At 45.9% G+C, this 13,383-nt stretch carries 10 protein-coding genes; 7 read left to right on the top strand and 3 right to left on the bottom strand.

Annotated elements, in window-relative coordinates:
- The 4 genes from QD47_RS24770 to metK all read left to right on the top strand — a co-directional run.
- Positions 1-259 (top strand): TolC family protein (locus tag QD47_RS24770; protein ID WP_044648616.1); only part of this gene is annotated, 259 nt, incomplete at its 5' end.
- A gap of 53 nt (positions 260-312) precedes the next feature.
- The gene (locus tag QD47_RS24765) at positions 313-894 is read left to right on the top strand and encodes a hypothetical protein (protein WP_044648615.1); all 582 of its coding nucleotides are present in this window, start codon (positions 313-315) and stop codon (positions 892-894) included.
- Between the two features lie 126 nt (positions 895-1,020).
- Positions 1,021-1,311, top strand: a complete 291-nt coding sequence (locus QD47_RS24760; protein WP_044648614.1) for an alpha/beta-type small acid-soluble spore protein — start codon at positions 1,021-1,023, stop codon at positions 1,309-1,311.
- Between the two features lie 331 nt (positions 1,312-1,642).
- Positions 1,643-2,845 (top strand): methionine adenosyltransferase, encoded by a 1,203-nt coding sequence (gene metK / locus QD47_RS24755; protein WP_044648613.1) that lies wholly within the window; start codon positions 1,643-1,645, stop codon positions 2,843-2,845.
- Positions 2,846-2,973: 128 nt separating this feature from the next.
- Here metK and QD47_RS24750 read toward each other — a convergent pair whose 3' ends face one another.
- From QD47_RS24750 to QD47_RS24740, 3 genes are read right to left on the bottom strand one after another with little or no spacing between them, the layout of a single operon-like run.
- The gene (locus QD47_RS24750) at positions 2,974-3,876 is read right to left on the bottom strand and encodes a TetR/AcrR family transcriptional regulator (RefSeq protein ID WP_044648612.1); all 903 of its coding nucleotides are present in this window, start codon (positions 3,874-3,876) and stop codon (positions 2,974-2,976) included.
- A gap of 52 nt (positions 3,877-3,928) precedes the next feature.
- The gene (locus tag QD47_RS24745; protein WP_044648611.1) at positions 3,929-7,045 is read right to left on the bottom strand and encodes an efflux RND transporter permease subunit; all 3,117 of its coding nucleotides are present in this window, start codon (positions 7,043-7,045) and stop codon (positions 3,929-3,931) included.
- Positions 7,042-8,451: an efflux RND transporter periplasmic adaptor subunit gene (locus QD47_RS24740; RefSeq protein WP_044648610.1), complete on the bottom strand. Its 1,410-nt coding sequence runs from the start codon at positions 8,449-8,451 to the stop codon at positions 7,042-7,044. Before QD47_RS24740 ends, QD47_RS24745 begins: the two co-directional genes overlap by 4 nt.
- Before the next feature lie 275 nt (positions 8,452-8,726).
- Between QD47_RS24740 and QD47_RS24735 the strand changes: the two genes are divergently transcribed.
- From QD47_RS24735 to QD47_RS24725, 3 genes are read left to right on the top strand one after another with little or no spacing between them, the layout of a single operon-like run.
- Complete coding sequence (locus QD47_RS24735; protein ID WP_044648609.1) at positions 8,727-11,444, top strand: stalk domain-containing protein; 2,718 nt, start codon at positions 8,727-8,729, stop codon at positions 11,442-11,444.
- Positions 11,445-11,491: 47 nt separating this feature from the next.
- Positions 11,492-12,652, top strand: a complete 1,161-nt coding sequence (locus tag QD47_RS24730; protein ID WP_044648608.1) for a sensor histidine kinase — start codon at positions 11,492-11,494, stop codon at positions 12,650-12,652.
- A gap of 4 nt (positions 12,653-12,656) precedes the next feature.
- Entirely contained in the window at positions 12,657-13,379 is a 723-nt protein-coding gene (locus QD47_RS24725; RefSeq protein WP_044648607.1) for a response regulator, read from the top strand.
- Positions 13,380-13,383: the final 4 nt, after the last annotated feature.

The raw sequence follows: 13,383 nt of genomic DNA, 5'->3' as shown, positions 1-13,383 counted from the left end.
TTATAACAACATTAAAGGATTGGAAAGCCAGTATTCTCAAATTCAAGCTGGTTTGGTGAGCGCTAGAAGTGCGGCCGATATAGCTAAAAAGCAATTTGATGTAGGTTTGGCTACAGAGCTTCAGGTTTATGAAGCCAATCTGAAAGTGACTACCGCAGAACAACAAGCGGAAGATTTAGTTACAAGTATTGATACGTTGAAGCTGGCTTATGATAAGCCTTGGGCTATGCAAGGCGCTTCTTCTGGAGCAAGCCAATAATAATGCTAATATAATTTTTTACAGATGCATTAACCTGCTGTAGGAGGATTTACATGAAATCACGCTACAAAGTAACGCTGGCTGCGGTTTTACTTGGAGGAGGGATTGTTGCAGGCTCCTTAATGAACAATTCGGTTAATGGAGCCTCCAGCTCTGGTCAACCGGGAACAGCTGATGATCCAGTCGTAACCAAAAGCTATGTTGACCAGAAAATCGCTCAGGCAATCAAAGGTGGAGCATCAGCAAGTAGCACTAATAGTAAAACGACTAGTTCAGCAGTTCCCACCACAAACGCTACTTCTAACGTAACAACTTCGGGAGCGTCTAGTACAGGCAAAGCCTCCACAGGTGTGGAGCAGACCGAGGAATTGAAGGTTGTTGATGTAAAGCCTGGTCAAAAGCTGATTGCCAAAGTTGGAGCGGAATTTATTTTGCGTAACGGGTATGCTGTTGTTTATAGTATGGATGCCAGTGGAGCTATTGATATCACATCTGGAACAGAAATTGTCCATAATCAGGCGGTTGAGAAAAATCATTTACTATCCTTTCCTAGAGAGGGAAGAGGTATTCAGGTAAAAGAAGGCCAGAAGTTTGGTCTGGTCGTAATGGTACGTGGCGGTTATACTCTCCAATAGATTGTATGTTGGAATGTTCTTTTTCGTAAATACTGCTTGGGATAGCAAATTGTTCTTGGCTAAACTGGCTCCAAACGCTGCACACTAACTTCATGAAAGAAAATACAATTGATTGAGGTGTGTACGATGGCGTCAAGAGGTCAGAGACGATTGATTCCCGAAAGCCGTGCCAGATTACATGATTTGAAGTATGAAATTGCTGCTGAGTTTGGGCTTCCTGTTTATAATCCCCAATATGCGCATATACATCCGAGTGCCGACAGTGAGTTTGCTGCGGAGTTGGGCGAGTTTAAAGGAAACGCAAATGTGGAGTGGCGCGATTTGACTTCAAGACAGAATGGCTCTGTAGGTGGTGAAATTACCAAGCGATTGGTACAATCTGCCGAACGCAGCTTATCTGAATTTGGTACCTTGTAAGTTGCAATAATTTTTACTGATTTTGACGTGCAATCGTTTTTAAAATAAGGCTATCCTCATGTGGATCAGAAATTTAGTTCTTGTCAATTTGCCTTAGTTTTGCCCTTTGTAATTGGGTGATATGAATTGACACCTTGTTTTAAATAGGATATCATGGCATTTGAGGCTTGTACGCAACCTTTTCCTACCGGAAAAGGTTCATTTTTTGTTAATCAGGTATAGAAGCCATTTTCCGGCCACATGTTGGCGTGAGAGTGTCTGGCTAATGCCATTGCCATGTCAGGATTTTATATAAGTCCTCATGTATTTTAATTGTGGGAGGTTGAAATTCATGTCTGTAAAAGGCCGTCATTTGTTTACGTCTGAATCTGTAACAGAAGGTCATCCGGATAAAATCTGTGATCAGATTTCCGACGCCGTATTGGACGCCTTTTTGGCTAACGACCCTAATGCACGGGTAGCGTGTGAAGTATCAGTAGCTACTGGTCTTGTTCTCGTCATTGGTGAAATCAGCTCCAAATCGGAATACGTGGATATTCCATCCATTGTACGCAATACGATTAAGGAAATTGGCTATACACGTGCGAAATATGGCTTTGATTATAATACTTGCGCTGTATTGACTTCTTTGAATGAACAATCACCGGACATCGCTCAAGGGGTTAACGCTGCTCTGGAAAGCCGTGATCCTGCTGAAGTAGATAAAGAAACGGAAAACATTGGAGCAGGCGATCAAGGGTTGATGTTCGGTTTTGCTACGAATGAAACACCTGAGTTGATGCCGTTGCCTATCGCCATGTCTCACCGTATTGCACGCCGCTTGGCCGAAGTGCGCAAGGATGGAACATTAAAGTACCTTCGCCCGGATGGTAAAACGCAAGTAACGGTAGAGTATGAAAATGGCAAGCCAATTCGTATTGATGCCATTGTAGTTTCTACACAACATGCAGAAGATACTACGTTGGAGCAAATTCAAGCAGACATCAAGGAAAAGGTTATTTTGCCAGTTGTTCCTGCGGAATTGCTGGATGAGCAAACCAAGTATTACATTAATCCAACAGGTCGCTTTGTTATTGGCGGACCTCAAGGGGATGCAGGTCTAACAGGCCGCAAAATTATTGTAGATACGTATGGCGGTTATGCGCGTCATGGCGGGGGAGCATTCTCCGGTAAGGATCCGACCAAAGTGGACCGTTCCGCAGCTTACGCCGCCCGTTATGTAGCGAAAAACCTAGTTGCAGCCGGATTGGCAGATAAAGTGGAAATTCAGCTTGCTTATGCCATTGGTGTAGCTACACCAGTTTCGATTAGCGTCGATACATACGGTACTGGGAAAGTAAGCGACGAGAAGCTTGTTGAACTGATTCGTAACAATTTTGATCTTCGCCCCACAGGTATCATTCGAATGCTGAATCTGCGTCGTCCAATTTACAAGCAAACGGCTGCTTACGGTCACTTTGGTCGTACAGATCTGGATGTGCCATGGGAGAGCATAGACAAAGCTGACGCTCTGAGAGTGCAAGCCGGTCTGTAATTTCTCATATGCTATCAAATATAAGCAGTAACCAAAAAAAGACTGTCTCATGATTTACATGAGCAGTCTTTTTTGATGTATTCTACAAGCTAAGTTGTGAATAGCTGTGATGAATTTCTAAGCGCCTACTACTCTGTTGGGGGTGTAAGATTCAACAGCTTTTGGAGCAAATGACAAACTTTTTTCAGCTCCTTACGCTGCTCTAAATATGAGAAAAGAGCTTTTAATAGACCCATTTGGGGATTCGCTTTCAAAGCTTCTTCCTTTAATAGAGTCGCAATTTGCTGGTACTCCTGCTTTTCCATCGAACTCCATGAAGACAGCAGAATACTGTCCTCCAGAGAGTGGAGCAGGCCGTTAATCTGGCGGCCTTGGTCAAAGGGATTGCTTAGAGTACTTTCAGGTAACCAGCCCTGCTTGCTCCAGAACAAATGAGGGGTGGAATCAGCGCTATTCAGGTTAGCTACCAAGGAACGGGATAAGAAAATGATGAATTGCGCAAGCTGCTCAATCGTTTCATCATTCATCCGATCGGCAAAGAAGCGAATGTACTCAAATACAACACTTTTGAGCACAAAGGTTATATCCCATGCATGATCTTCAATCTCCGGTCCGAAAACATCAATCAGACAGTCACGTACCCATTTGTACAGCTTGTATTCATGTTGTTCAAAGGCGCCATTGAGTTGCTCATTCTGAAAAATGAGCATGGATGGTTCAGGCATATCTATCATAAGATATACCTTGTTTTCAACAAGATTTTTTAAATAGAGTACAATAAACCCGTGCAGTTTATCATGATTAGTGAGATCAGGTTTACTGTAAAGTGCCCGGATATCCTGTTCAATATTTTTCTCTAGGATAATGCACATTTCTAGAGGCAGTTCTTCTTTTCCCTGAAAATATTTATAAAAGGATGCCTTTGCCATTCCACTTTCTTTGGCGATCTCTTCAACAGATGTTGAATAGTAGCCTTTTCTGGAAAACAGCCGAATGGCTGCCTGTAATATATCATTTTTTTTGCTTTCCATACTTACTTCCCCCTAGGGTTCAATCCGACAGTGTATACTTCACTACATGCAACTACAAAGGTTGATCGTGTGTGATAGCCGTGTGTTGCTGTTTTTTGAGCTGACGGCGCATCTTGAACTTGGCCATGATCATATACAATGATGGCACTACAAACAGGGTTAACAAAGTCGAGAATAACAATCCGAAAATGACGGTAAACGCCAGTGGCTTAAAGAGCAGGCTTCCCAATAGGGCTAACGGAATCATACCTACTATTGCAGCCAGAGAAGTCAATAAAATGGGTCTGAAACGGGCAGCGGCTGCTTTTATCACAGCTTCTTTCAGCTCCATTCCCTCATGCCGGGCATCCTCGATGAACTCAATTAACACAATTCCGTTTCGCACTACAATTCCCGCCAGCGCGATAATTCCCATGATGCTCATAAATCCGATAGGCATACCTGTCAGGAAAATACCGATAATTCCACCGGCTGCTGCCAAGTACACTGTCGTCATAATGATAATAGGAATGGAGAGAGAATAAAATTGCATAGTGATCAGGAGTAAAATGAGTAGGACAACAACGATTGCCAGCTTTCCTAAATCCGCGAATATGGTGGACTGATCGGATGTTTCGCCGCCTACCTCCCATTTATAGCCTTCAGGGAACTTCATTTGTGCCAGTTTGCTTTCTACATCCACCATCGCTTCGCTTGCAGTTCGCCCGTTCAAGTCGGCTTCTACCGTAATCGTTCGCTCCATATTGTAATGCTTGATTTGCTGAATAGCAAATGATGGCTTAACCTGTACGAGCTGGTTTAACGGAATCTGCACACCGGCTGAATTGACTACACTTAATTGTTGGAAAAGCGCGCTGGGCTCCTCGTTGCTATGATTCAAATACAATTTAATATCCACCAGATCGTTACCTGTATCAAATTGGCTAACTTTAGCCCCTTCTTTTAATAGAAGCAGAGTACGGGTCAGATCTGTGTAGCTTACCAGGTATTGATCCATGGCTTGCTTGTTAACCTGCAAATCCAGTGCATATCTTTCAATTCCTATATCATCCACGATGCCTGTTGTACCCTCTACTGTGGCGATCTGCTCTTTTACTTTTTGGGAAAGGGTTTGCAGCTGATTCAGATTCTGACCTGAAATCCGGATAGAAACGGGCTTACCCACCGGGACTCCCAGACGTGGAACATACGTCGTAACTGTAGTTCCAGGGTAGGACTTTTTAACATGCTGTTCCCAAGCATCAACTGTCGTATCGAGATCAAAAATATTTTGTTTGCCGACGACGGCAATTTGTCCTACGGTCTCATCATATCTAATATCTCCACCCGAACTATTAATGTCACTATATAATTGCGGTGCAGTTCCTCCGGCACTGTAGACGACCTTGGAGGTTTCGGGTTGCTTCTTTATCCAGCCTGCAATGTCTTTGACGATCTGGTCTGTTTCTATAACAGAGGTGCCTATAGGCATCTTTATATTTAATGCGACATGAGGGTCCTCCGATTCAGGAAAGAGTTCAACTGAGGTAAAAGGAACCAATCCATAAGCGGCTGTTCCGAGCATGAGTCCTGCCATTGCAGTCAGCAAGGGACGCTTAATGACTTTGGGCATCAGCTTTTGTGAATACAGCTTGTTTAAAGACTGAATCTGTTGGCCCAACAAGCCTGCCGGTTTAGTTTTACCCTTAGGGTGACGAGTCTGCCTGCGTTTCTCATACCATTCTCGGAAAATAGGTATGATGGTGAGTGACATGATCATGGAGGCAAGCATGGTCAGAGAAACAATGGCGGGAATAGGCTTGATGAATGCCCCTACATTTCCGGGTAGAAACAACAGTGGAGCAAAGGCCGAGATGGTAGCCAGTGTGGCAACCAAAATAGAAAGCATCACCTCTTTGGTTCCTTTTATAGCTGCATCTGTAGGCGATTCTCCTAATTCCGTAAGTCTCCGCTCAATATTATCATTGACCACTACGGCGTCATCGACGAGTATGCCAAGTACAATGATCAGACCGACAACGGAAATTTGGTTGAGTGTAATACCGAGCATAGGCAAAAAGATAATAGCAATCGCAACCGAAATCGGAATCGCCAGTGCGACAAAAGCAGAGGTAAGCAAATTCAAGCCCAACATACAAACGAGAATAACAGCCACAATCGCAAGAATCGTTTCACGCTTTAAGTCCTCGAAGATATGATCTACCTGATCTTTTTGTGCAAAAAGAGTTTCAAGGCGAACACCTTCGGGAAGTGTTTTTTCCAGCTCTTTGAGCTTGACATTGACTTTTTCGCTCATAGGCGGGACGTCTGTGCCCTTTTCTGCTCCAATGCTTAGCGTAATGGCTGGCTTACCCCCTACATAGGCAAAATATTCTGCTTGGGGATGTGACAGCTCCGTTGTAGCGACATCTCGCAAATAAACAGGAGCCCCTGCCTCTGTACGTGTCAGAATGGCCTGATTTAATTCTTCGGCTTTTTGGGTTTCCCGGACAATGAGTTGAAAGGTGCGCCCGTTGTATTCAATATCACCGGTAGGAACCCGATCAATTTGTGACTGGATCGCTTGTGCGACCTGCCCCCACGACAGATGGTACTGCTGAAGCTTTTGATTGTCGATTTGGACGCGGACTTCTTGGTCAGGAAGGCCATTGAACTTGACACTTGATACACCTGATAAGGTATTGAGCTGATCCTTCCACGTTGTGATTAAATCATTTAGTTTATACAATGGTGCAGGAGAGTCAGCGACCAGGGCATAGGAGCCGATAAACGAGCTGGTCAGCTTATCATTCACAACAGGTGTTTCAGCACCTTGGGGAAGATCAGCTTGCGCATCCTGTACTTTTTTTCGCATATTATCCCAAACCGTTTGAGGATCAATTCCATTTTTGGATTCGATTAAAATAGAGGAGAATCCGTTACCAGAAGTCGAATTAATCGTTTTAACACCTTCCACTTCCTTGATGCGTTTTTCCAGTTCCTTGGTTACGGTTTGTTCTACTTTTTGTGGTGAAGCGCCAGGGTAGACTGTTGTTACCATAGCATTCTGGATCGTGACATCTGGCATTTCCTGCTTCGGCAACTGGAAAAATCCGAAAGCCCCAATTAAAATCAGCATGACAAAAAACAGCAACGTAATTTTCCGTTTTTTTACGATATACTCAATCATGGGCGCCCGCCTTCCTCCGACTGAATCGCATTTCCATCAAACAGGTTTTCCGACCCTTTAATGACAATACGTTCGCCTTCACGCAGGCCGGATACGATTTGCAATTGATTTTCTACAACCTGATCGCCAAGCTCTACGGGTGTTTTAACAGCTTTCCCTTTAACATCTTTGAAAATAAAAGGCTTGCTTCCCGTGTTAATGACCGCTTCGGCGGGAACGAGAATGCCGTTCTTGTCTGTCACCTGCTGAGCAGCTTTAATGACCTGACCGGGTAACCAGTCTCGCTGTGGATTGTTTATAACGACCTCTACGTTAACTCTTCCCGTATCGGTACTGGTTGAAGGATAGATGTTGGACACCGTACCTTGGCGGCTTTCTTCATATAGCACCACATTCACAGCTTGCCCCTTTTTCCAATCTCTGATCTCACTGTCTGGTACCGGAAGTAGTACCTTGAGACGATCAATGGAGCCTATGCGATAGATGGCCTGGCCTGAAGCGACCAAGTCACCTGTATTCACGCTTTTGCCTAAAATAACGCCGTTCACAGGAGAAATTAGACGGGTACGTGAAAGTGCGAGTTCTGCTTGCCCCTTGGCGACAAGGGCTTTTTCGTAGTTGGCACTGGCTTGTTTTTTGGAAGCCTCCGCCTGTTCACTGGCAGCATAAGCTTTGCTTTTACCTGCAAGCGCATCCTGAAAGGAAGCCTGGGCGGATTGATGATCTTCGGCTGTAGCCCCTTCCAGCAAAAGGGAGAGGGATTCCTTGGCTTGCTCCAGATCTTTCTGGGCTGCCGTAGCATTCAGGCGGGCATTCTCGTTATCCGACGCGGTAGCAGCTCCTGCTTCAAACAGCTTCTGTGTACGCTCGCTATCCGTCTTGGCCTTGTTATAAGCGCTTTGCGCCTTATCTACAGCGGCTTGCGCTTGCTGCTTCTCTTGAGCACGTGCACCTTTATTGACCTTGTTGACATTCGCGCGAGCACCTGTGATGCCGGCATCGGCGGATTGAATCGCAGAGGCAGCAGCCTGTAGGTTAGCCTGTGCGTTATCTATCCCAGCCTGCGCCTCCAGGATGGAGGCTGTCGCCTGCGCCACCTGAAGCTTGTAGTCAGCGTCATCCAAACGAGCAATAATGCCGCCCTTCTGTACAGCAGTGCCGACAGTGAGATATGCACTGGCTACAGTACCTCCATTTTGAAAAGCCAGTGTGTGCTCCTCATAAGCCTGAAGAGTGCCTGACAAGTTATAGGCAGTATGGAGCGGAGAGGATTTGACAACTGCAGTACGCACAACGGTTGGCTGTGCAGCTGAGCCTAGAGTAGCATCTTTCTCCGCGCCGGAACATCCAGCGATCGCTATGCTCAGGGATAAAGTAAGTACGATGAGTGCCCGTTGTTTATTCATGATTTCAAACCTCCACGATAGGTCACAAAAATTAGACCTGAACTGATTAGTATTATTTGAACTTGTTAGTTCATGTGTATTATAGTTTGCTGATTATGCATTCGTCAATTTATAGTTTGTGTTTTATGAAATAGTTAACGGGATTTTCGTAACTTTTGCCTTTATAATAAGTCTATTAACATAAGAGGCTTTTTTTTGTTTATTTGATAGAGTTTAGAGTACATGATCGGAAAAGTCCGTTTGAATACAATGAAGATGGGAGAGCTATCATCCATATGGTTTTAGGTAATAGGAAACAAGGCAATGAGAAGGTAGATGGCAGAGGGATCGCTAAAAGATGGGCTATTTTGACACTAGCGGGAGTATTGTGGGTTGGACCCGTAGCCGGAACAGGCGCCCTAATTCCGTTAAACGGCTGGATATCTGCGCCGATTGCGAGTGCAGCTTCCGGTTCAACTGTAAAGTTGGGGGAAGAAATAATTACTTCTGGTGCAACATTAATGAAATATCGTTTTAAAGGCTCCAAAGGAACAGCGTTAGCTGATATCGTCCGGGTAGACTTGCAAAATCCATATGTCAAGCTAGATGTTATGACCGGGAAAAATGGACAGTTCACAACCCGTCAAAGCACAGGTGGCATGGCAAAAGAGACTGGAGCAGTTGCTGGTGTGAACGGAGATTATTTTAATACCTCCAGCGAGGGTGCCCCGATTGGTGGACAAGTATCGAAGGGGGTATTGATGTCTACTCCGTCTGATTTAACGGGGATGTATGCTTTTGCAGTAACCAAGGACGGTTCCCCAATGGTGGAGCAGTTTACCTTTGAAGGAACTGTAAAAGCCGGGGACGGATCAACCTTCCCTTTAGCGGGGATGAATAAGGCTTCGTATTCGCCTGAAACAAGTGGAAGCAGCTATAGTCATTCCAACGCAATGTATATTTATACATCTGCCTGGAAAGCAATTGAGCGGCCGAAAAACAGCTCAACAACGCCTACCGAGGTGTTGGTGCAAAATGGTGTGGTTACACAAATTTCCAACAATGCTACGTTGAATATAACTGTGCCACAAGACGGCTATATTTTACGTACTCACGGCAAAGCGGCCGATTATGTCAAAGCCCATCTGACAGTGGGAGAAACGGTAGAAACCAGCTATCATCTTCGTGTCAAATCGACAGGGAGTGAGGTGGATCCTTCCAATCTCCAGATGATGATTGGCGGACACACCATATTGGTGAATGACGGTCAGAAAACTTCGTTTTCCCGCAGTACAACGAGCATAGGCGGGACGCGAGCGCGGACGGCTTTGGGATATTCCCGTGACAAGCGTTACGCTTATGTCATTGCCGTTGAGAAGAACGGGAACAGCGTTGGTGTATCCCTGAGTGAGCTGCAAACGCTGATGAAAGATATTGGTGTCTGGAAGGGTATGAATCTGGATGGGGGCGGCTCCACCACGATGGTAACCCGTGATTTGGGAGATACGACAGCAGGACTTACGTTCAATACGGAATACGGTACGGAGCAACGGAGCGTCGTAAACGGTGTGGGTGTGTACACCAGTGCGCCTAAAGGGACGCTCAAAGGCTTCACGATTAAAGGCAATAAAACGCTGCTTATTGGTCAGACCGGAAGCTATTCTTTTAAAGGCTATGATACCTACTACAATCCGTTCGATACCTCGAATGTACAAGTGACGTGGAAATCGAGCAACCCGTCCGTCGTGTCGGTGAGTGGCGGGGTTGTGAAGGGAGCCAAACCAGGGACAGCTACGTTGACGGCGTCCAGTGGCTCAGCCAGTGCTACAACCAAGGTTACCGTGCTGGGAGCAGATGAAATTTCATCACTTACAGCAGGCAGTGGGACAGGATCGCTTACGGCAGGAGCTAAAATTGAGGTTCCGGTAACTGCAAAGACGAAAGACGGCCAGGGCGTCAGCATTTCTTCAGATGCGCTCAAATGGGAGTTCATCGGCTTTAAGGGAAGTGTTAAGGACAATCAGCTTACGGTAAATACGGTGGATGCGGGTGTGAAAACGGGCTATGCCATCGGTCGCTACGATGGTTTCAGCGCGGTCGTCTTCCTGTCTGCTGGCGGGGCGAGCACAAACAACTGGGAGAACTTCGAAAATGTTTCATATCCGGTTGACTTTACTTCGAATGTGGAAGGCGTTACCGGCACAGCGGCTGTTGTACAAGGAGATGGCGACCATGCCAATTCCAAAGTGCTTGAGCTGAACTACGACATGACGAACGGCAGTGGTAAAATGTATGCTTACGCCCAGCTGAACGGTACAACTGGCAAAACGCTTGAACAAGCGGCTACATCCATCTCGATTGATGTTAGAGGAGATAAGAGCCTGAACTGGTTGCGTGCGGAGCTGGAAGACGCCCAAGGCAAAACGGCATATATAGACCTGGCCAAAGTGATCGACTGGAACGGCTGGAAAACCATTAACGCAGACATGAGCGGTTTGAATATCTCATATCCGGCGAAGCTCAAGCGCCTGTATGTAGTCAATGTGGCTGAAGGTCAGGATGAGCGTGCTAAAACGGGTAATATTGCTTTTGATAATATTTCTTTTAATACACCGGGAACGGTCGGAACCGAAGGACTCAAAAAAGGAACGGCTCAAATGGCAATCGGACAAAAGTCAATGACCGTGAACGGGACGCTAACAACAATTGATGCGGCTCCGATGACCCGCAACGGTTCAACGTATGTACCGATCAAGTACGTGCTGGACGCTTTTGGCGGGCAAGCCAAGTGGAACGCAGGCGATCAGCGGATTACGATTATGCGTGGCGGTGTGCTGATGGATTTGACGGTGGGTAAAAAAGAAGTCGTCCTGAACGGCAAGCGCCAGAGCACTGATGTAGCGCCCATTGTGTTAGGTGGCAGGACTTTAGTCCCGTTAAGACTCGTGTCAGAGCAGTTAGGAATGACTGTAAAATGGGAACAAGAAACGAAGACCATCACCCTCCAGTCATGATATGGTATGATATATACTTGAAATGCTAGGATTGGAGTAGAACATTTGTGGACTTTCAAGCCGATATCATAGACCGAGTCATTAAGAATGCCATTCAGGTGATGGAGAACAGTAAATATCAGATGTTCGAAATTTTGGACACGGCCCGGACCGAGCTGATCACATTAAATCAGGAACTCCAGAGTGTCCTGAAGGAAACAGCGGAAACGATTGAAAAGGTGGATCAGCTGGAGATGAACTATCGGCGGTCCCGTATTCGGCTGACTGAGGTCAGCCGTGACTTTGTCCGCTATTCGGAAGAGGACATCAAGCAGGCTTACGAGAAAGCAACACAGCTTCAGCTCGATGTGATGATCTTTCGCGAGAAGGAAATGTACCTCAAGGCCAGAAGAGATGATCTTCAAAAGCGGGCTAAAAGTGTCGAGGCCTCTGTCGAGCGGGCCGAAACCATCGGTTCGCAGATGGGCGTCGTGCTGGAATACTTGTCGGGTGAGTTGGGACAAGTAACGCGGATCATCGAATCGGCCAAAAACCGGCAGTTTATTGGTCTGAAAATTATTTTAGCCCAGGAAGAGGAGCGCAAGCGGATATCCCGTGAAATTCACGATGGACCTGCACAGCTTCTTGCGCATCTAGTGCTTAGGACGGAAATTGTGGAAAGAATGATCGCCAAGCAGGAATTTAAGATGGTTCAGGACGAAATAGTAGACTTGAAGAAACAGGTTCGCTCCAGTCTTGAGGAAATGCGAAAGGTTATTTTCAATCTGCGTCCTATGGCCCTGGATGACTTGGGACTTATTCCGACGCTCCGGAAATATGTGCAGGATTTTGAAGAGAAAACGAAGATTAGATCGCTTTTTGAAACAAGGGGCAAGGAACACCGTCTCTCTTCCGCGATGGAAGCAGCCATTTACCGTCTGATCCAAGAAGCTTTGACCAACACTGCCAAGCATGCTTATCCTACCTATGTGCTTGTTGAGATTACTTATCAGGCGCAGCTTGTAAAAATCGTGGTGCAGGATAACGGTCTGGGCTTTAAGCCAGAGCTTTTTCAGCAGAAAAGCAAAGATCATGGGCATTTTGGTCTGATTGGTATGCGGGAAAGGGTTGAACTGCTCGAGGGGAGAATGGAGATCGAATCAGCTGAGAATCAAGGCACCAAGATAGTGATTCATATCCCAACCAACGTGGAAAAGGGAAAGGAGTAACAACATGGAAAATCAGGAAAATAGTAATGCACCCATTAAAGTACTCTTGGCGGACGATCATCAGTTGTTCCGTGAAGGGCTTAAACGTATTTTGAATATGGAGGACGACATTGAGGTCATCGGCGAATGTGGCGATGGTATTCAGGTGTTGGAGTTCTGTAATGTAGAGAAGCCGGATATCGTTCTGATGGACATTAATATGCCTATTGAAAACGGTGTGGAGGCAACGGAGAAGCTGCGTGAGATGTTCCCGGATGTCAAAGTTATCATTCTGTCCATTCATGATGATGAAAGCTATGTATTCGAGACGTTGCGCAAGGGAGCTAATGGCTACCTGTTAAAAGATATGGAGGCCGAGTCCCTCATTAACGCGATTCGCTCTGTACATGAAGGGTATGCGTTTATTCATCCGAAGGTAACGGGGAAACTCATTCAGCAGCTCCGTCGGATGACATACCTGAATGAAACTGGGGCTATGGCTGAAGGTCATACCAAGGAAGCTGGCGTGAAGTTCGTCGCAGGCGAAAATAACCCGCTGACCCGTCGTGAGGCTGAAGTGCTGCGCTTAATGGCAGAAGGCAAGAGCAACAAGATGATCGGTGAATATTTATTCATTAGTGAAAAAACGGTCAAAAACCATGTCAGCAGTATTTTGCAAAAAATGGAGGTTGATGACCGGACACAAGCGGTTATTAACTCAATCAAATACGGATGGGTTACGCTGTAAAGTG

This window comes from Paenibacillus terrae, from assembly GCF_000943545.1.
In the GTDB taxonomy this organism is placed as follows: domain Bacteria; phylum Bacillota; class Bacilli; order Paenibacillales; family Paenibacillaceae; genus Paenibacillus; species Paenibacillus terrae_A.
The sequence above is the reverse complement of the archived record's forward strand: the minus strand, read 5'-3'. Positions and strand labels throughout refer to the sequence as shown.